General features: G+C 71.6%; 16 protein-coding genes. 7 read left to right on the forward strand and 9 right to left on the reverse strand.

The features are described from left to right. Nucleotides 1–78 precede the first annotated feature (78 nt). The 7 genes from ACE1OA_RS23845 to ACE1OA_RS23875 form a co-directional block, all read right to left on the reverse strand. Nucleotides 79–1,347, reverse strand: coding sequence for an acyltransferase family protein (locus ACE1OA_RS23845; protein ID WP_432753343.1), 1,269 nt, complete (start codon nt 1,345–1,347; stop codon nt 79–81). Continuing rightward, a complete protein-coding gene (locus ACE1OA_RS23850; protein ID WP_432753344.1) occupies nt 1,344–2,324 on the reverse strand; it encodes an alpha/beta hydrolase in 981 nt (326 codons plus the stop codon). Before ACE1OA_RS23850 ends, ACE1OA_RS23845 begins: the two co-directional genes overlap by 4 nt. 226 nt (nt 2,325–2,550) lie before the next feature. After that, on the reverse strand, nt 2,551–3,237 hold the full coding sequence (locus ACE1OA_RS23855; RefSeq protein ID WP_356598425.1) for a response regulator transcription factor: 687 nt from the start codon (nt 3,235–3,237) through the stop codon (nt 2,551–2,553). Next, nucleotides 3,234–4,565: a sensor histidine kinase gene (locus ACE1OA_RS23860; RefSeq protein WP_356598423.1), complete on the reverse strand. Its 1,332-nt coding sequence runs from the start codon at nt 4,563–4,565 to the stop codon at nt 3,234–3,236. Before ACE1OA_RS23860 ends, ACE1OA_RS23855 begins: the two co-directional genes overlap by 4 nt. A 208-nt stretch (nt 4,566–4,773) precedes the next feature. Further along, nucleotides 4,774–5,637, reverse strand: coding sequence for a DUF4429 domain-containing protein (locus ACE1OA_RS23865; protein WP_356773988.1), 864 nt, complete (start codon nt 5,635–5,637; stop codon nt 4,774–4,776). Between the two features lie 75 nt (nt 5,638–5,712). Beyond that, on the reverse strand, nt 5,713–6,924 hold the full coding sequence (locus tag ACE1OA_RS23870) for an alpha/beta hydrolase (protein WP_384867438.1): 1,212 nt from the start codon (nt 6,922–6,924) through the stop codon (nt 5,713–5,715). Nucleotides 6,925–7,154: 230 nt separating this feature from the next. Further along, complete coding sequence (locus tag ACE1OA_RS23875; RefSeq protein WP_356598416.1) at nt 7,155–7,796, reverse strand: TetR family transcriptional regulator; 642 nt, start codon at nt 7,794–7,796, stop codon at nt 7,155–7,157. Between the two features lie 114 nt (nt 7,797–7,910). Here ACE1OA_RS23875 and ACE1OA_RS23880 point away from each other — a divergent pair, with 114 nt between their 5' ends. Together ACE1OA_RS23880 and ACE1OA_RS23885 are read left to right on the forward strand one after the other, a co-directional pair. Beyond that, nucleotides 7,911–9,533 carry an MFS transporter gene (locus ACE1OA_RS23880; protein WP_432753345.1) on the forward strand — a complete coding sequence of 541 codons (1,623 nt, stop codon included), beginning with the start codon at nt 7,911–7,913 and terminating at the stop codon, nt 9,531–9,533. 365 nt (nt 9,534–9,898) lie between these two features. Continuing rightward, a complete protein-coding gene (locus ACE1OA_RS23885) occupies nt 9,899–10,291 on the forward strand; it encodes a peptidase inhibitor family I36 protein (protein WP_356598412.1) in 393 nt (130 codons plus the stop codon). Here ACE1OA_RS23885 and ACE1OA_RS23890 read toward each other — a convergent pair. Both ACE1OA_RS23890 and aceE read right to left on the reverse strand, forming a co-directional pair. Then, nucleotides 10,272–11,036: a potassium channel family protein gene (locus ACE1OA_RS23890; RefSeq protein ID WP_384867443.1), complete on the reverse strand. Its 765-nt coding sequence runs from the start codon at nt 11,034–11,036 to the stop codon at nt 10,272–10,274. The two genes, ACE1OA_RS23885 and ACE1OA_RS23890, sit on opposite strands and share 20 nt — an antisense overlap. Before the next feature lie 133 nt (nt 11,037–11,169). After that, nucleotides 11,170–13,902, reverse strand: coding sequence for a pyruvate dehydrogenase (acetyl-transferring), homodimeric type (aceE, locus tag ACE1OA_RS23895; RefSeq protein ID WP_384867445.1), 2,733 nt, complete (start codon nt 13,900–13,902; stop codon nt 11,170–11,172). 400 nt (nt 13,903–14,302) lie between these two features. On the opposite strand from aceE, the gene ACE1OA_RS23900 reads away from it, so the two are divergent. The 5 genes from ACE1OA_RS23900 (at nt 14,303) to ACE1OA_RS23920 (ending at nt 17,920) form a co-directional block, all read left to right on the forward strand. Further along, nucleotides 14,303–14,725 carry a DUF3052 domain-containing protein gene (locus ACE1OA_RS23900; protein ID WP_147977839.1) on the forward strand — a complete coding sequence of 141 codons (423 nt, stop codon included), beginning with the start codon at nt 14,303–14,305 and terminating at the stop codon, nt 14,723–14,725. A gap of 98 nt (nt 14,726–14,823) precedes the next feature. Beyond that, a complete protein-coding gene (locus tag ACE1OA_RS23905) occupies nt 14,824–15,282 on the forward strand; it encodes a peroxiredoxin (protein WP_356598406.1) in 459 nt (152 codons plus the stop codon). 171 nt (nt 15,283–15,453) lie between these two features. Next, on the forward strand, nt 15,454–16,029 hold the full coding sequence (locus tag ACE1OA_RS23910) for a TerD family protein (protein WP_356598404.1): 576 nt from the start codon (nt 15,454–15,456) through the stop codon (nt 16,027–16,029). Between the two features lie 136 nt (nt 16,030–16,165). Next, nucleotides 16,166–16,741: a TerD family protein gene (locus ACE1OA_RS23915; protein ID WP_356598402.1), complete on the forward strand. Its 576-nt coding sequence runs from the start codon at nt 16,166–16,168 to the stop codon at nt 16,739–16,741. A 30-nt stretch (nt 16,742–16,771) separates the two neighbouring features. After that, complete coding sequence (locus ACE1OA_RS23920) at nt 16,772–17,920, forward strand: DUF475 domain-containing protein (RefSeq protein WP_356598400.1); 1,149 nt, start codon at nt 16,772–16,774, stop codon at nt 17,918–17,920. Nucleotides 17,921–17,994: the final 74 nt, after the last annotated feature.

A 17,994-nucleotide genomic window follows, 5' to 3' on the forward strand; every position in this document is an offset into this window, starting at 1 on the left:
GTGAGACGGGGCGGCCGGCGACCTCGCCGTCGCGCCGCCCCGGCGGGACCCGCGTGCGGCCGGGGCAGGTCGCGCGGTTCACGCCAGTCCCAGCGCGAAGACCGCGAAGCCCGCCGCCAGCAGCCCCGCCGCCGCCCGGCGGGCCGTGCCGGTCCCGGCCCACGGCGACTCGAAGCCGCGCGCGTACCGGCCGACGAGGACGAGGAGCCCGGCGAAGAGCGGCATCCAGGCCAGCCGGGCGACGATCCAGCCGAGCGTGTCGGGCGCCGTGGTCAGCCCCGGCAACTCCCCGGCGTACGAGGCGGGGATCGCCGCGGCGAGCATCGCCGTCTGGTGCCAGCACAGGATCGTCATCGCCGACAGGTTGACGACCACGACCGGCGCCCACAGCGCGGGCCGACGCAGCAGCCGGCCCAGCCGGTCGCGCAGCAGGACGGCCAGTCCGCTCTGGGTGGCGGCGAGGGCCAGCACGAGCAGCGACGGCGGGTGGGAGTTCGTACGTGCCTCGCCGGGGACGCCCACCATCGAGGCGGGATAGCCGAAGAACAGGAGGAGAGCGGCGAAGAGGGCGGCGCCGCCGACGAGCAGACCCCAGGCGTGCCGCCGGGTGACCCTGCCCAGCCCCCAGGCGGCACCCAGCTGGTAGGCGAAGAGCCAGCCGGGGAGGATGTTCAGCACGCTCAGCCACGACGGCACGGCATCCGCGTACGGCCCGTAGCGCAGGAGGTCGACGACCGCGACCGTGCCGAGCAGCGGGGCCGCCGCCCACACGCCCGCCCGTTCGGCGGCGCGGACGCAGAGCGGGGTGAGCGCGGTGACGACGGTGTACACCCCGACGAACCACAGCGGCTGGACGACGAGGGTGGACGCCGTCCGCAGCGTGTCACCGGGCACCCCGAACCCGAGGTGGAGCAGCGGGAGAAGCAGCGCCCACACGGCCGTGACCCCGAGGACGGGCCGGCCGAGCCGGGCGATCCGCCCCTTGAGCCAGGCGCGGGAGGAGCCGGTGCGCCTGCCGTAGGACAGGACGGAGGAGCAGCCCCCGACCAGGAAGAAGATCCCGAGCATCTGGAGGATCCAGCTGACCGGGGCGAAGGGGCCGAAGGCCGACAGCGGGCTGGCGTTGTGGATCGCCCCGTCCGCGGAGAGCGTGAACCCGCCGAGCAGCCAGTGCCCGGTCGGCACGGCGAGCAGGGCCAGGGCGCGCAGCCCGTCGACGGCACGGTCGCGGTGCGCCGGGGTCCGCGCCTCGATCCGGGCGGCCAGGCTCCCGATCCGTCCCGTTCTCGCGGTCCCCTCCCGGTGCTCGGGTGCGTTCGTCGGCGTGCCGTGCGTGCGCGAGCTCATCGGGCGTCTCCCTGGGCGATGGCGGCGAAGGTGCGGAGGGACCGGGTGCCGGGGGCGAAGTAGCCGCCGTGGCCGGGGACGTCGTCGGCGGCGACGCGACGGGCGCCGAAGGCCGGGGCGGCCGGGTCCGGGCCGTGTCCCAGCCCCGCGAACTCCACGTGCGGGACCTTGTCGATCCAGTCGGTCGGGGCCTTGGCCGCCCACACGCGTGCCGAGGTGTTGAGCGCACCGGCGTCGGCGGCGCGCATGCCGGGGGAGCCGAGGACGACGAGGTCCTTGGCCTTCAGCTGGTGCGCGGCGAGGCCGCAGACGACGGAGCCGTAGCTGTGGCAGAACACGGCCGGGGTGGGCGTGCCGACGGCGGCGAGACCGTCCGTGAGGCGGACGAGCCGCTCGGCCCCCGCCTCGGCGAGCCTCCCGGTCGCGGCGTCCGGACCGACGCCCACGGGGGTGGTGTACCCGGCCCAGGCGATGACGGCGGTGTCGCCGCGGGTGGCCTCGCGCAGACCGGTCGCCATGGCGGCGAGCGGCGCGACGTTCCCGGCGTCGATGTCGGAGCCGGGGACGATCACGGCCAGGTGGCGGGCGGTCGCCGGGTCTCCGTAGACGAGGGCGACCTGCCCGCGGTCGCGGGGGTCGAACGCGAGGACCCGGGCGCCGCCGAACCGGGCGCCGACGGTACGGGCGTTGGCCTCGTACCGCAGGGCGAGGGGCGCTCCGTCGAGGTTCCCCACCACGGACGGGTGTTCCCTGACCAGCTCCTCGCGCCGCTGGTCGGTCAGTCCGGCGAAGAAGTCGCCGACCCGTTCCGGTGTCATGCGCTCCGGATCGGGCAGCCCGTCCGCGATCCAGGCCCTCGTCCCGACGGGCACCCCCGTCACGGCCTGCTGCGCGCTGCCGGACGCCCAGCCCGCCGTCCCCGCGACCGCGGTGACCGTGAGCGCCGCGGTGATCAGGGTCCTCGTGTAGCGGCCCATGTCCCGGCCCCTCCCCTTCGTCTCTCTCGTCGATGACGGGAGGAAGGTAGGGAGAGGGTGGGTGAGGGAGCGTCACACCGCGGGGCCAACCGTGCGGTGCTACCGGGGTAGGGGGTGGACGAGGGGCGGGCCCCCGGCGAGGGGTGGGGCTGTCCCCCGGCCGGCCCGGTCCGCGTCCCCGGTCGCCGCGAGCCGGGCGGGACCCGGGGCGTGTTGCGGCAGGCCCTCAGCGCGTCGCGTCGCCCGGGGTGACCAGGCCGGATTCGTACGCGAAGATGACCGCCTGCGCGCGGTCCCGCAGGTCCAGCTTCGCCAGGACCCGGCCGATGTGGGTCTTCACCGTCTGTTCCGCGAGGACCAGGTGGTCCGCGATCTCCTGGTTCGACAGCCCGCGGGCGATCAGTTCCAGTACCTCGGTCTCACGCGGCGTCAGGCCGTTGAGCCGCAGCGCGGCCCGGCCCGCTCGCGGCGCCGGGCGGGACGCGGCGAAGTCGGCGATCAGACGGCGCGTCACCGACGGGGCGAGCAGCGCCTCGCCGGCCGCCACCACCCGCACGGCGGCGATCAGGTCCGCCGGCGGCGCGTCCTTGAGGAGGAAGCCCGAGGCGCCCGCGCGCAGCGCCTCGTACACGTAGTCGTCCACGTCGAAGGTCGTCAGCATCAGCACCCGCGGCCGGTGCACCACGCCGGGCGGCGGGTTCAGGATCTCGCGCGCCGCCGCCAGGCCGTCCATCTCCGGCATCCGCACGTCCATCAGCACGACGTCCGGATGCGTGGACCGCGCCACGTCCACGCCCTGCCGCCCGTCCGGCGCCTCGCCCACCACGTCGATGTCGGCCTGCGCGGCGAGCAGCGCGGCGAATCCCGCCCGCACCATGGCCTGGTCGTCGACGATGATCACGCGGATGGTCACGAGGTGTCCTTCGAGGTCAGCGGGAGGCGCGCGGCCACCCGGAAGCCGCCGTCCGGCAGCGGGCCGGTGTCCAGCGTGCCGCCGGTCAACCGTACGCGTTCCCGCATGCCGACCAGCCCGTGCCCCGTGCCGGAGCCCTCCAGGGGCGAAGTGCGCTCCGGAGCCGGCCCGTTGACGACGAGCACATGGAGCCAGCGTCCGCCCTCTCCGCCGCCCGCCCCGTCGTCGGACCGCACCGACACCCGGGTCGCCGCGCCCGGCGCGTGCCGCACCACGTTGGCCAGCGCCTCCTGCACGATCCGGTACGCGGACAGGTCCACCGCCTGCGGCACGTCGCCGAGTTCGGCCGCCAGCGAGAGTTCGGCCGGCACCCCCGCCCGTACCGTCGCCTCGATCAGCTGCTGCACCCGGTCGAGCCCCGGCTGCGGAGCGCGTTCGCCCTCCGTCCCCTCGTTGCGCAGCACCACGAGCAGCCGGCGCATCTCGGCGAGCGACTCCCGCGCGCTCGCCGCGATCGAGGTGAACTCCTCGCGGGCGGCGTCCGGGAGTCCGGGGATGCGGTACGGCGCGGAGTCCGCCTGGACCGTGATCACGGACATGTGGTGCGCGACGACGTCGTGCAGTTCCCGTGCGATCCGGGCCCGTTCCTCCAGCAGGGTCCGGCGGGCGCGTTCCGCCTCGCTGATGGTCTCCTGCTCCACCAGCCGCCGCTGGGCGTCCCCCCGCTCGCGCAGTGTCGCGGTGAGCAGGAGGACCACCCCGCTCAGCACGAAGAGGAGCACCTGGACGCCGTTGGTGTGCTTCGGCGCGATGAGGACGAAGCCGAGACCGGCGGCTCCGGTCAGCAGCCACACCCCGAACAGGGCCCGGCGCGACTCGCGGAGCCCCAGGGCGAGCATCAGCGCCAGATAGCCGACCACCACCGGGGGTGTCCACGGCCAGGCGCGGCCGTCGAGCCCGTCGGCGCCCAGCGTCACGAAGGCCCCGGCGATGTCGGCCGCCCCGATGATCCACCACGCCTGGAGCGGACGGGTGACGGCGAGCAGCAGCGGCGCGGTCTGGGCGACGGCGAGCGCGCCTGCCAGCGCGCCGTTGACCTCGTAGTCGTTGACGAGGACGGTGATGGTGGAGGGGAGCAGCGAGGCGACGAAGGCGAGGGCGACGACGTACGGCAGCAGCCGCAGCCACCGCTTCGAGGCCGTCGCGAGCAGCGGGGCGCCCGGCCGGGTCGGGGTCGCGAGGGCGAGTCCGACGGCCTGCAGGGAATCCCCGGCGGGTGTGAGCAGTCGGGCGACGCGGGCGCGGAAGGTGGCGGGTTCGGTACTCATGGCCTGTTCAGGTTAGGCAGCGGGGCCGGCTCCTCGCGTCATACCGAGGGGCCGGTCCCGGACTCGTACCGGGGTATGACGGGCCGGCCTCCGAGGGCGCCGTCCCGTCCGGCCCTGCCTCGCCCCGGCTCCTCGTCCGGCCCTGTCCCGCCCCGGCCCCGGGTGCCGCGCGTCCCGTCCCCGGGTTCCGCGCGTCCCGTCCCGCCCGTCACAGCTCGGCCAGCAGCTCCGCCTTCTTCGCCGTGAACTCCTCGTCCGTCACCAGACCCGCCCGGTGCAGGTCGCCCAGCTGCCGGATCCGTTCGGCGATTCCCGCCGGGTCGCGCCGCTCGGCCTCCAGGGGCGTGGCCCGCCCCGCGCCCCGGATCGCCGCGAGGACCGACGCCGCGAACGGCAGCGACTCGTGGACCGGGCCGTAGCCGAGGCCGAAGACGACGGCCGCCGGGTCCCGGTCGGCCTGCGCGTGCTGCGGTTCGCCGTTCCGGGGCAGCAGCCGCAGGTACCCGTCGAACACGTCCGGCGAGCGCCACTCGATCCCGCTGAGCTCCCGTACCGGGAAGGTCTGGTCGCCCGCCTTCCACTTCTCCGAGGACGCGCCGGTCCAGAACCAGCGGAACGCGACCTCCGCCTTCCCGTCGAACGTCGCCTTCCCGTCGTACGCCTTGAAGGACTGCGGCCCCTCCGGGGCTGCCACCAGGAATCCGTCGGCCGGCCCGTCGTCCACGCCGCCCGGCCGGTCCGCCAGCACCGACCGCAGCTCGTCCCGGTAGTACTCGGCCAGCGTCTCGCGCTCGGCGGGCAGCACCAGCCGGTACGGGTCGCAGACGTCCTTCAGCTGGCCCGCCGCCGCCTCCATCAGAGGATCGGATCCCGGCCGCGGCACGGCGTGCAGCACGACGGTGCCCCGCTTGCCCGGGGCGAGCGTCACCGACGCCAACGCCTCGTGCGGGATGCGTCTTTCGCGCAGCGCCTGGAAGAGTCTCGGTGTGCGGATCCCCCGTTCGAAGCGGATGACGACGGCGTCGCTCTCGAACTCCCAGGTGGCATGAATTCCGGCCAGCACATCACCCATGTGCCTCATCGTATGCGGCCGACGCCTGTGCGTCGCCCCCCGCGTGAGGGCGCGATGCCGTGCGCTCTACGCGCGTCAGTCCTCTTCCGCGCCGGAGATTCCACGGCGGCAAGCGCTGTCGGCGCTCGCGCAGGTCAGGCGCTGGTACGCACCGACGCCTATCGCGGCGAAGTTGTCGAGGCTCTCCGTACCCGGCTCGAAATAGCCGGCATGGCCGGTCGCACCGGCCGCCGACAGCAGCCGTGCCCCGAACTCCGGCGCCACCGGGTCCGCGCCGTGCCCGACCCCGCCGACCTCCAGGTTCGGCACGTCCTGGATCCAGTCGTCCGCGTCCCGCATCGCCCAGACCCGGGCCCGGGTGGACAGGCCGGCCGCGCTCTCCACCCGCATGCCGGGAGATCCGGCCACCGCGACGTCCGTGACCCGGGCCGGGAGCCGGCGCGCGGCGACCCCGCAGAGCACGGAGCCGTAGCTGTGGCAGAACAGGCTGACGCGCGAGGTGCCGGGGAGCGCGTCGGTCATCTCCACCAGCCGCACGGCCCCGTTCTCGGCGAGCCGGCCCATCGCCGCGTCGATGCCGACCCCGACGGGCGCGGTGTAGTCGGCCCAGGCGATGACGGCGGTGCCCGAGTCGGGTGCCGCGCTCCGCTCGGCGGCGTACAGCGACTCCGCCATCCCGGCGGGGGCCGAGTACTTGCGCCGGCTCTTCTGGAAGGTGAGGAGGTTGGTGTCGACCCCCGGCACGATCACCGACACCCGCGGGGCCCGGTCCAGGTCGCCGAGCACCTCGGCCGTCCGCCCGGCGCCGCTGGGGTCGAAGGCGAGGATCTGCCGGTCCCGCCGCATCAGCGACATGAACCGGTGCACCCGGCGCAGTGCCTCGTGGCGGCCGCTCGCGTTCAGTCGAGGGTCGTCGACGCGGCCCCGTTCGGCGGCGAGCGCGCGGGTGAGGGACAGCCGGTTGGCGCGGTAGCGCAGGGTGACCGGCGCGCCGTTGAGGTTGCCGACGACCAGCGGGTGCGCGTCGGCGAGCCGGGCGCCCAGGGACGGGCCTATCGAGCCGAAGAACGAGGCGATCGTCCGGGCCGGCGAGGCCGGGTCGGGCAGGGCCCGGTGACCGACGCGGTCGCGCGCCCAGGCGCTGAGCGCGAGCGCCCGGGGATCCCCTGGCCCGCGCTGATGCCGGATCGTCGTCCAGCCGGTGGTCGTCAGGAGCACGAACACCACGGCCAGCGCGAGCAGCGTGCGCCAGACCGGGAGAGTGGGGGAGGAGTCGAAGGAAGTCACTGCGGGACACCCTAGGAGACGCGCGCGGCGCGCCGGGCAGGCGGGTGACGGGGATCACAGGGAGCGGGAGGTGGGGTGACGCTCGGTACGCGCGGGCGCACGCCCCGCAGGTTCGGGAGCGCCCCGGCAGGCGGGGTCCGTGGAGCGGGCGCTCCGCTGTATACGACGACCTCGCGGGGCCGGCGGACGGGCCCCTGGACGACCGCGCCCCTCGTGTCCGGCGGCAGGCGCTACGGCCGCCAGTGCGGGGCCAGGGCCGGGCCCAGCTGGTCCAGGTAGCGCTCCGTCAGTTCGCGGATCGCCTCCAGAGTCAGGTCGCCACCCCGTCCCCACAGCTGGCCCGTCACCCGCATCACGCCGCTGAAGGCCGCCACCGCGATGCGGGGCCGCGGGTCGGTGTCCACGTCGAGGCCCTCCCGCTCGGCGATCAGGCGGGCGATGCTCTCCTCCATCTCGGTGGAGCGGCGCAGGTGGGTGGCGAGGAGCGCCGGCGTCGACTCGATCATCCGGTACGTCCGCAGGTACAGCTCGACGGGGATGACCTCCATGACCGCCTCGCCGATGGTGTCCCAGGAGCTCAGCACCGCGTTGCGCATCGCGTCGAGCGGCCCCTCCTCGGCGGGCCGCTCGGCGAGCGCCCCGACGAAGCGCTCCTCCACCATCTGCTGGACGGCGAAGGCGACCTCCTCCTTGGACGCGAAGTAGCGGAAGAAGGTGCGCTGCGAGACCTCCACCGCCTCCGTGATCTCGTCCACGGTGGTGTGCTCGTACCCCTTGGTCGTGAACAGCTCCAGGGCCACGCGCAGCAAGGCGTCGCGCGTCCGCTGCTTCTTCCGCTCCCGCAGGCCGGAAGCCGTCACGGCATGGTCCATTTTCCGCCCTTTTTCCGACGCTTCGTGCTGCTCAGCGTACCTGTGAGCAACGTGTCAGTTACCGACGCGTGAATCGCTTTGTCAATTGTCAGTCGCTGACATTAGCCTTCCGGCATGACTAGTCAGATCACCGTGGAAAAGGCCCCGCAGGGTCAGGGGGGCGACCGGAGCCCCGCGCCGGCTCCGGCGAAGGGACTGCGCGGCCACCCCTGGCTGACTCTGTTCGCCGTCGCGATCGGCGTCATGATGGTGGCCCTCGACGGCACCATCGTCGCCATCGCCAACCCCGCCATCCAGAAGGACCTCGGCGCCTCGCTCGCCGACGTCCAGTGGATCACCAACGGCTACCTGCTCGCCCTCGCCGTCGCCCTGATCACGGCCGGCAAGCTGGGTGACCGGTTCGGCCACCGCCAGACCTTCCTCATCGGCATCGCCGGCTTCGCCGCCGCGTCCGGAGCGATCGGCCTCTCCGACTCGATCAGCCTCGTGATCGCGTTCCGCGTGCTCCAGGGCCTCTTCGGCGCCCTGCTGATGCCGGCCGCACTCGGCCTGCTGCGCGCCACCTTCCCCGCCGAGAAGCTGAACATGGCGATCGGCATCTGGGGCATGGTCATCGGCGCCTCCACCGCGGGCGGCCCGATCGTCGGCGGCCTGCTCGTCGAGCACGTCAGCTGGCAGTCCGTCTTCTTCGTCAACGTGCCCGTCGGCGTGGTCGCGCTCCTCTTCGGCCTGGTGATCCTCAAGGACCACCGCGCCGAGAACGCCCCGCGCTCCTTCGACATCCTCGGCATCCTGCTGCTCTCCGGCGCCATGGGCTCCCTCATCTGGGGCATCATCAAGGCCGGTGACTCCTGGGGCTGGGCGAGCGGCAACACCTGGGGCTTCCTGGGCGGCGCGATCCTGCTCTTCCTGCTCTTCGCCCTCTGGGAGACCAAGGTCAAGGAGCCGCTCATCCCGCTGGGCATGTTCCGCTCCGTGCCGCTGTCGGCCGGTGTGGTCCTCATGGTCCTCATGGCCTTCGCCTTCATGGGCGGCCTGTTCTTCGTGACCTTCTACCTCCAGGGCGTGAAGGGTCTCAGCCCGGTCGACAGCGGCCTGCACCTGCTTCCGCTGACCGCGATGATGATCGTCTCCTCGCCGCTGGCCGGCGCGCTCATCACCAAGTTCGGCCCCCGCATCCCGCTGGTCGGCGGCATGGTCTGCACCGCCGCCGCCATGTTCGGCATGATCACGCTCACCTCCGGGACGGGCACCCTCGCCATGTCCCTCTGGTTCGCCCTGCTCGGCCTGGGCCTCGCCCCGGTCATGGTCGGCGCCACCGAGGTCATCGTCGGCAACGCCCCGCTGGAGCTCTCCGGTGTGGCCGGCGGTCTGCAGCAGGCCGCGATGCAGGTCGGCGGCGCACTCGGCACGGCCGTGCTCGGCGCCGTCATGTCCTCCAAGGTCTCCGGCGCGTTCGCGGAGAACTGGAAGGACGCCGGCATCCCGGTACCGGCCGACCCGCGGCTGGAGCAGGCCGCCGAGTTCGGCATGGTCCCGCCGGAGCTGGCCAAGGCACCCGGCATGACCCCCGACCTGTTCGACAAGATCGGCGGCGTCATCCACGACACGTTCATGGACGGCATGGGCCAGGCCTTCACCGTCGCCGGAATCGTCGCCGTCGTCGCCGCCCTGGTCGCCACGCTCACCAAGCGCGGCGAGAACGCGGAGGCCGGCGCGGGCGCCGCCCACATCTGACCGCCCCGCACGTCGCACGTCGCACGCCGACGTCCGCGCCGCCCCCAGCGGCGGCGCGGTGACGCGGTTGAGCACACGGCCCCGCCGGACCTCGTCCGGCGGGGCCGTGTGCTGTCCGGGGGCCGTTCACTGTCCGGCGGGGCGGCTCGGAGGGCCGGTGTCCCGAGCGCAGGGCCGTGTTGTCCGGCGCGGGCCGCGCCGCCTTCGGCGGGTGCCACCGTCCGGCCGTCGTCACGCCGGGACGTCACCCGCCCGGCGGGGTGGTCACCCGTCCGGGTGGACCTGCGTGGGGGCCCTTCCCAAGCGGAGAGTCACTGCCGCAGAGTTCTGATTACAGAGAGTGACTATTTCGGGGGTTCAGCATCATGCGTACGAAGACCGTTCTCACCGTCGCCGCCCTGGCGGCGGCCACCCTGCTCACCGCCCTGCCGGCAACCACGGCCGGTGCCGTGACCACCGCGGCGCCGGGGCCACGGCTCGGCGCCTGCGGGCCCGGCCAGCTCTGCCTCTGGCCCAAGACCGACTTCCGAGGCAGGGCCGTGGCCCGCGAGCTGTCCGACACCGACATCGACAGCTGCGTCCCGCTCCCGGCCGGCACGACCGCCCAGTCCCTCGCCAACCGCACCGGGCGGCCGGTCACCACCTTCCAGTCGGCGGAGTGCGCGGAGACCGGCGCCTTCGAGACCTATCCGGGCGGGGGCACCTGGGTGCCGCAGTCGCCCCACCAGGTGCGGGCCTTCAAGATCTGGGAGCGGTAGCGGTGTCGCCCTGCGGCGGTACCCCGGTCGGCGCCGCGAGGCGCGCGACCTCGGCCCGCAGTTCCTTCACCTCGCGGGTCAGCGCTTCGAGCAGTTCGGTCTGGCGGCGCTCGGCCTCGTCGTCCCGGTCGAAGCGGGAGATGAACCAGGCGGCGATGTTGGCGGTCACGACACCGAGCAGCGCGATCCCGGAGAGCATCAGACCCACCGCCAGGATCCGGCCGAGTCCCGTCGTCGGCGCGTGGTCCCCGTAGCCCACGGTCGTCATCGTGGTGAACGACCACCAGACGGCGTCGCCGAGGGTCTTGATGTTGCCGTTCGGCGCGTCGCGCTCCACGTGCAGGACGGCCAGCGAGCCGAACATCATCAGCCCGACCACCGCGCCCGCCACGTACGTGGTGAGCGTTATCTGCGGGGCCATCCGGGCCCGCCGGCCCACCAGGAGGAGTGTGGAGACCAGACGCAGCAGCCGCAGCGGCTGCACGAGCGGCAGCAGCACCGCCAGCAGGTCCAGCGGATGGCCGCGGACGAAGGCCCACTTCGCCGGTGCGAGGGCCAGGCGGACGAGGTAGTCCAGCGCGAAGGCGACCCAGACGACCCACTCGGTCAGGGAGCAGACCGAGTGGACCCACGGATCCGCGTCGGGCAGCACGATCCGTACGGCGTAGGCGATGCCGAACGCCACCGCCAGCGCCAGCAGCGGCGTCTGGGTCCGCGCCTCCCAGTGTTCCCTCATGCGAGGCATCGTAGGGAACGCCGAAGGGCGGCGGGACCATCGGTCCCACCGCCCCTCACCAGGCGTGACTGTTGTCTCGCGGCCGTCCGGGCGGATGCCCGGCGCGGAAGGCCCCCGGCGGGCGCGTGCCCGCGCGGAGGATCTAGGCGTCGCCGCCCGCGGCGCCCGGGTCCGCAGCCGCCACGTCGAGAAGCTGGTAGCGGTCCACGGCCTGCTTCAGGACCGAGCGGTCGACCTTGCCGTCACGGGCCAGCTCGGTGAGGACCGCCAGCACGATCGACTGGGCGTCGATGTGGAAGTAGCGGCGGGCCGCACCGCGCGTGTCCGCGAAGCCGAAGCCGTCCGCGCCCAGCGAGGTGTAGGCGCCCGGGACCCAGCGGGAGATCTGGTCGGGGACGGAGCGCATCCAGTCCGAGACCGCCACGAAGGGACCCTGGGCTCCGGAGAGCTTCCGCGTCACGTACGGGACGCGCTGCTCCTCGTCGGGGTGGAGGAGGTTGTGCCGGTCGACGTCCACGGCCTCGCGGCGCAGCTCGTTCCACGACGTCGCCGACCAGACGTCGGCCCGTACGTTCCACTCCTCGGCGAGGATCCGCTGTGCCTCGACCGCCCACGGCACCGCGACACCGGAGGCCATGATCTGCGCGGGGATCGAGCCGGTCTCGCCGCGACGGTGGAGGTGGATGCCCTTGAGGATGCCCTCGACGTCCACGTCCTCCGGCTCCGCGGGGTGCTGGATCGGCTCGTTGTAGACGGTGAGGTAGTAGAAGACGTCCTCGGCGTCGGGGCCGTACATCCGGCGCAGGCCGTCCTTGACGATGTGCGCGATCTCGTAGCCGAAGGCGGGGTCGTAGGCGATGCAGCCCGGGTTCGTCGAGGCGAGCAGCTGCGAGTGGCCGTCCGCGTGCTGCAGGCCCTCGCCGGTCAGGGTCGTGCGGCCGGCGGTCGCGCCGAGCACGAAGCCGCGCGCGAGCTGGTCGGCCATCTGCCAGAACTGGTCGCCGGTCCGCTGGAAGCCGAACATCGAGTAGAAGACGTAGACCGGGATCAGCGGCTCGCCGTGCGTGGCGTACGCCGAACCCGCGGCGATCAGCGAGGCCGTGCAGCCCGCCTCCGAGATGCCGTCGTGCAGCATCTGGCCGGTCGGCGACTCCTTGTACGCCAGGAGCAGTTCGCGGTCCACGGCCTCGTACTGCTGGCCCAGCGGGTTGTAGATCTTGGCGCTCGGGAAGAACGCGTCCATGCCGAAGGTGCGGTACTCGTCGGGGGCGATCAGCACGAAACGCTTGCCGATCTCCTTGTCCCGCATGAGGTCCTTGAGGATGCGGACGAAGGCCATCGTGGTGGCGATCGACTGCTGCCCCGAGCCCTTCTTGGCCGCCGCGTAGGTGGCGTCCTCGGGCAGGGTCAGGGGCTTCGCCCGCACGACCCGGGTCGGGACGTACCCGCCCAGCGCCTTGCGGCGGTCGTGCATGTACTGGATCTCCTCCGAGTCGCGACCCGGGTGGTAGTACGGCGGGTAGCCCTCGTCCAGCTGCTTGTCCGTGATCGGGATGTGCAGCCGGTCGCGGAAGCGCTTGAGGTCGTCGACCGTCAGCTTCTTCATCTGGTGGGTCGCGTTGCGGCCCTCGAAGTTCGGGCCGAGGGTCCAGCCCTTGACCGTCTGCGCCAGCACCACGGTCGGCTGGCCCTTGTGGGCCTTGGCCGCCGCGAAGGCCGCGAAGATCTTGCGGTGGTCGTGGCCGCCGCGGCCCAGGTGCAGGATCTGCTGGTCCGACATGTTCTCGACCATCGAGCGCAGCCGCTGGTCGTCGCCGAAGAAGTGGTCGCGGATGTACGCGCCGGTCTCCGTCGCGTACGTCTGGAACTGGCCGTCCGGCGTCGAGTTCAGCTTGTTCACCAGGATGCCGTCGCGGTCCTGTGCGAGCAGCGGGTCCCAGGAGCGGTCCCAGACCAGCTTGATGACGTTCCAGCCGGCGCCCCGGAACTGCGACTCCAGCTCCTGGATGATCTTGCCGTTGCCGCGGACCGGCCCGTCCAGGCGCTGGAGGTTGCAGTTCACGACGAAGGTCAGGTTGTCCAGGCCCTCGCGGGCGGCGATGGACAGCTGGCCGAGCGACTCCGGCTCGTCCATCTCGCCGTCGCCGAGGAACGCCCAGACGTGCGACTTGGAGGTGTCGGCGATGCCGCGCGCCTCCATGTACCGGTTCATCCGGGCCTGGTAGATCGCGCCGAGGGGGCCGAGGCCCATCGAGACGGTCGGGAACTCCCAGAAGTCCGGCATCAGCCGCGGGTGCGGGTAGGAGGACAGGCCGTTCGGGTACTTCGACTTCTCCTGGCGGAAGGCGTCGAGCTGCGTCTCGTTCAGCCGGTCGAGGAGGTAGGCGCGGGCGTAGATGCCGGGGGAGGCGTGGCCCTGGAAGAAGATCTGGTCGCCGCCGTCGCCCTCGTCCTTGCCCCGGAAGAAGTGGTTGAAGCCGACGTCGTACAGCGAGGCCGAGGAGGCGAAGGTGGCGATGTGGCCGCCGACCCCGATGCCCGGGCGCTGGGCGCGCGAGACCATCACGGCCGCGTTCCACCGGGTCGCGTTGAGGACCTTGCGCTCGATCTCCTCGTTGCCGGGGAAGAAGGGCTCGTCCCGGGTGGCGATCGTGTTCACGTAGTCCGTGCTGCGCATCTCGGGCACGGCGACACGCTTCTCGCGCGCCCGCTCGATCAGGCGGAGCATCAGGTAGCGGGCCCGCTCCCGGCCCCGCTCGTCGACGGCGGCGTCGAGGGAGTCGAGCCATTCCTGGGTCTCTTCGGGATCGAAGTCCGGGACCTGGCTGGGAAGGCCGCCAATGATGATCGGGTTGCGATCGGATCCGGAAGCCACGCTGTTCCTTCGCTGTTCGGTGGAGCCCACGGGGAGGCCGGGAAGTCCATCGTGTACCCCGTCGGTGTCAAACGTCATCTCTACCGAGGGGTAACCCCCGTGGGGCGCCTGGTGGGGTCAAATCGCAACCTTACGCCCATCCCGCGCATGCGTTTCGTCCGCGCGTTCGGCAGACTGAAGCCGCACGAGACCACAAACCAGGGCGAAGAGTGTGTGCCGTGTCACGGAGCGGAGTGGATCCGGCCCGGAAGTTGCGGCGAGACGGCCCCAAACGTCACCGTTTCGGCGGTCTCGACGGCCGGGTACTTGCGCGATCCGCCCAGCCCGTGTGGACTACGGCCAGCGCCGCGCGTACGCGCGTGGCCGAAGCATTTTCCGATACATGATCAGGAGGCAAGCCGTGAGCGCGACCGCGGACCACGCGGAGGAGCGGACCAACCCGGCAGCGAGGCTGGGGTTCGAGCCCGGACAGGTGGTCCAGGAGATCGGTTACGACGAAGACGTCGACTTCGATCTCCGTGAAGGCATCGAGTCCATCATCGGGTCGGACCTGGTGGACGAGGACTACGACGACGTCGCCGACGCCGTCGTGCTCTGGTTCCGCGACGAGGACGGAGACCTCACCGACGCACTGGTGGACACCATCGGTCTTCTGGAGGACGGCGGCGTGATCTGGCTGCTGACGCCGAAGACCGGCCGCGACGGCTACATCGAGCCGAGCGACATCAGCGATGCCGCGCAGACCGCCGGTCTCTCCCAGACCAAGAGCGTCAGCGTCGCCAAGGACTGGGCGGGGAGCCGCCTGGTGGCGCCCAAGCGCTGACCCCACAGCAGCAGGGACCCCCGCCGGCACCGCCGGCGGGGGTCCCTTGCGTAGGCTGGGGCCTCACCTGTTCGGTCCAGTGGAGGGACGCGTACGTCATGGCGATCGAGGTCGGCACCAAGGCCCCCGAGTTCGAGCTCAAGGACAACCACGGCCGCACCGTCCGGCTCTCGGACTACCAGGGCGAGAAGAACGTCGTCCTGCTCTTCTACCCCTTCGCCTTCACCGGGGTCTGCACGGGCGAGCTGTGCGAGCTGCGCGACAACCTGCCGAAGTTCGTCAACGACGACACCCAGCTGCTCGCCGTCTCCAACGACTCCATCCACACCCTGCGCATCTTCGCCGAGCAGGAGGGCCTGGAGTACCCGCTCCTCTCCGACTTCTGGAAGCACGGCGAGGCGTCCCGCGCCTACGGCGTCTTCGACGAGGAGAAGGGCTGCGCCGTGCGCGGCACCTTCATCATCGACAAGGACGGCATGGTCCGCTGGAGCGTCGTCAACGCCCTGCCGGACGCCCGCGACCTGAACGACTACCTCAAGGCCCTCGACACCCTCTGAGGCCCGCCGGTCCACCGGACGGCACCCCGACCGGCCCCGCAGCCGTCGACACCTGCGGAACACCGGGGCGAATCGCCTGTCCAGGCCGGGAACCCGTCACTAGGATCCAGTCGTTGATCCGATGCCAACGCACGACGGGGGCGCTGCCCCTGGAAACCAATGGAGGGACTCGTGGGAGTCAGCCTCAGCAAGGGCGGCAACGTCTCGCTGACCAAGGAGGCCCCTGGCCTGACCGACGTCACCGTCGGTCTCGGCTGGGACGTCCGCACCACCACCGGTACGGACTTCGACCTCGACGCCAGCGCCATTCTGGTCAGCGCGGAGGGCAAGGTCCGCAACGACCAGGACTTCGTGTTCTTCAACAACCTGAAGAGCGCGGACGGCTCGGTCGAGCACACCGGTGACAACCTCACCGGTGAGGGCGAGGGCGACGACGAGCAGGTCAAGGTCAGCCTGGCCACGGTGCCCGCCGATGTAGCCAAGATCGTCTTCCCGGTGTCGATCTACGACGCCGAGAACCGCCAGCAGTCCTTCGGCCAGGTGCGCAACGCGTTCATCCGCGTCGTGAACCAGGCCGGCGGCGCCGAGATCGCCCGGTACGACCTCTCCGAGGACGCCTCGACGGAGACCGCCATGGTCTTCGGCGAGCTGTACCGCAACGGCGCGGAGTGGAAGTTCCGCGCGGTCGGCCAGGGCTACGCCTCCGGGCTCCGCGGCATCGCGCAGGACTTCGGCGTCAACGTCTGAGCCACGCACCGACCCCGTCCGGCGCCGCACTCTCCGTGCGGCGCCGGACGTGCCTCATCGGCCGTACGCGCGTCACCGGCCGGTCGCGCGCGCACGGGCCCGCACGCAGCAGTTCTCACCGGGGAGGAACCACATCATGGGCGTCACGCTCGCCAAGGGAGGCAACGTCTCCCTCTCCAAGGCCGCACCCAACCTGACCCAGGTGCTGGTCGGCCTCGGCTGGGACGCGCGCTCCACCACCGGCGCGCCCTTCGACCTCGACGCCAGCGCGCTGCTGTGCCAGGCGGGTCGCGTGCTCGGGGACGAGTTCTTCGTCTTCTACAACAACCTCAAGAGCCCGGAGGGCTCCGTCGAACACACCGGCGACAACCTCACCGGCGAGGGTGACGGCGACGACGAGTCGCTGATCGTCGACCTCAACCGGGTGCCGGCCCACTGCGACAAGATCGTCTTTCCGGTCTCGATCCACGACGCCGACAATCGGGGCCAGACATTCGGCCAGGTCAGCAATGCCTTCATCCGCGTGGTGAATCAGGCCGACGGGCAGGAACTCGCGCGCTACGACCTCTCCGAGGACGCCTCGACGGAGACCGCGATGATCTTCGGCGAGCTGTACCGCTACGGGGGCGAGTGGAAGTTCCGGGCGGTGGGACAGGGGTACGCGTCCGGGCTCCGGGGCATCGCTCTAGACTTCGGGGTCAACGTTTCGTAAAGCCGCGTACATAACACGATGGGGTAGCCAGTGGTTCTGAAAACCTTCGGCTGGTCGTTTGCCATTACGGCGCTCGGCCTGGTCGCAGCGGTGCTCTACGGGGGGTGGGAAGCGTTCGGGATCGTCGCGATCCTCTGCGTCCTCGAGATCTCGCTGTCCTTCGACAATGCGGTGGTCAACGCCGGAATCCTGAAGAAGATGAATGCCTTCTGGCAGAAGATCTTCCTCACGATCGGTGTGCTCATCGCCGTTTTCGGCATGCGGCTGGTCTTCCCCGTCGTGATCGTCGCCATCAGCGCCAAGATCGGGCCCATCGAGGCCGTCGACCTGGCACTCAACGATGCCGACCGCTATCAGGAGCTCGTGACCGACGCGCACCCGTCGATCGCGGCCTTCGGTGGCATGTTCCTGTTGATGATCTTCCTCGACTTCATCTTCGAGGACCGTGACATCCAGTGGCTGCGCTGGATCGAGCGTCCGCTCGCCAAGCTGGGCAAGGTCGACATGCTGTCGGTCTGCATCGCCCTCATCGTCCTGCTGGTCAGCTCGATGACCTTCGCGACCCACGCCCACCAGCACGGTGGCATGCACGTCGACAAGGCGCAGACGGTCCTCATCTCCGGTATCGCCGGTCTGATCACCTACCTCGTGGTCGGCGGTCTCTCCGGCTACTTCGAGAACAAGCTCGAGGAGGAGGAAGAGCGCGAGCACGAGGCGGAGGAGGAGGCCAAGCGCAGCGGCAAGAAGGTCTCCGCCGTGCAGCTGGCCGGCAAGGCCGCCTTCTTCATGTTCCTCTACCTCGAGGTCCTCGACGCGTCGTTCTCCTTCGACGGCGTCATCGGCGCCTTCGCCATCACCAACGACATCGTCCTGATGGCGCTCGGCCTCGGCGTCGGCGCCATGTACGTCCGTTCGCTCACGGTCTACCTGGTCCGCCAGGGCACCCTGGACGACTACGTCTACCTGGAGCACGGCGCCCACTACGCCATCGGCGCGCTCGCCGTGATCCTGATGGTCACCATCCAGTACGAGATCCCCGAGGTCGTCACCGGCCTCATCGGTGTCGCACTGATCGGCTGGTCCTTCTGGTCCTCCGTCCGCCGGAACAAGGCGATCGCGGCGGCCGAGGGAAAAGCTGACGCCTCGGACGACAAGACCGAGGTCTCTTCCGGGGTGTGACATCCCCGGCAACGAGGAACGCTTCACTGCGGGGCGGCCGGTGCACCCGGCCGCCCCGTCGCGCGTCCCCGCCC

The sequence above is a fragment of the Streptomyces sp. JL2001 genome (assembly GCF_050917515.1).
Classification (GTDB): Bacteria; Actinomycetota; Actinomycetes; order Streptomycetales; family Streptomycetaceae; genus Streptomyces.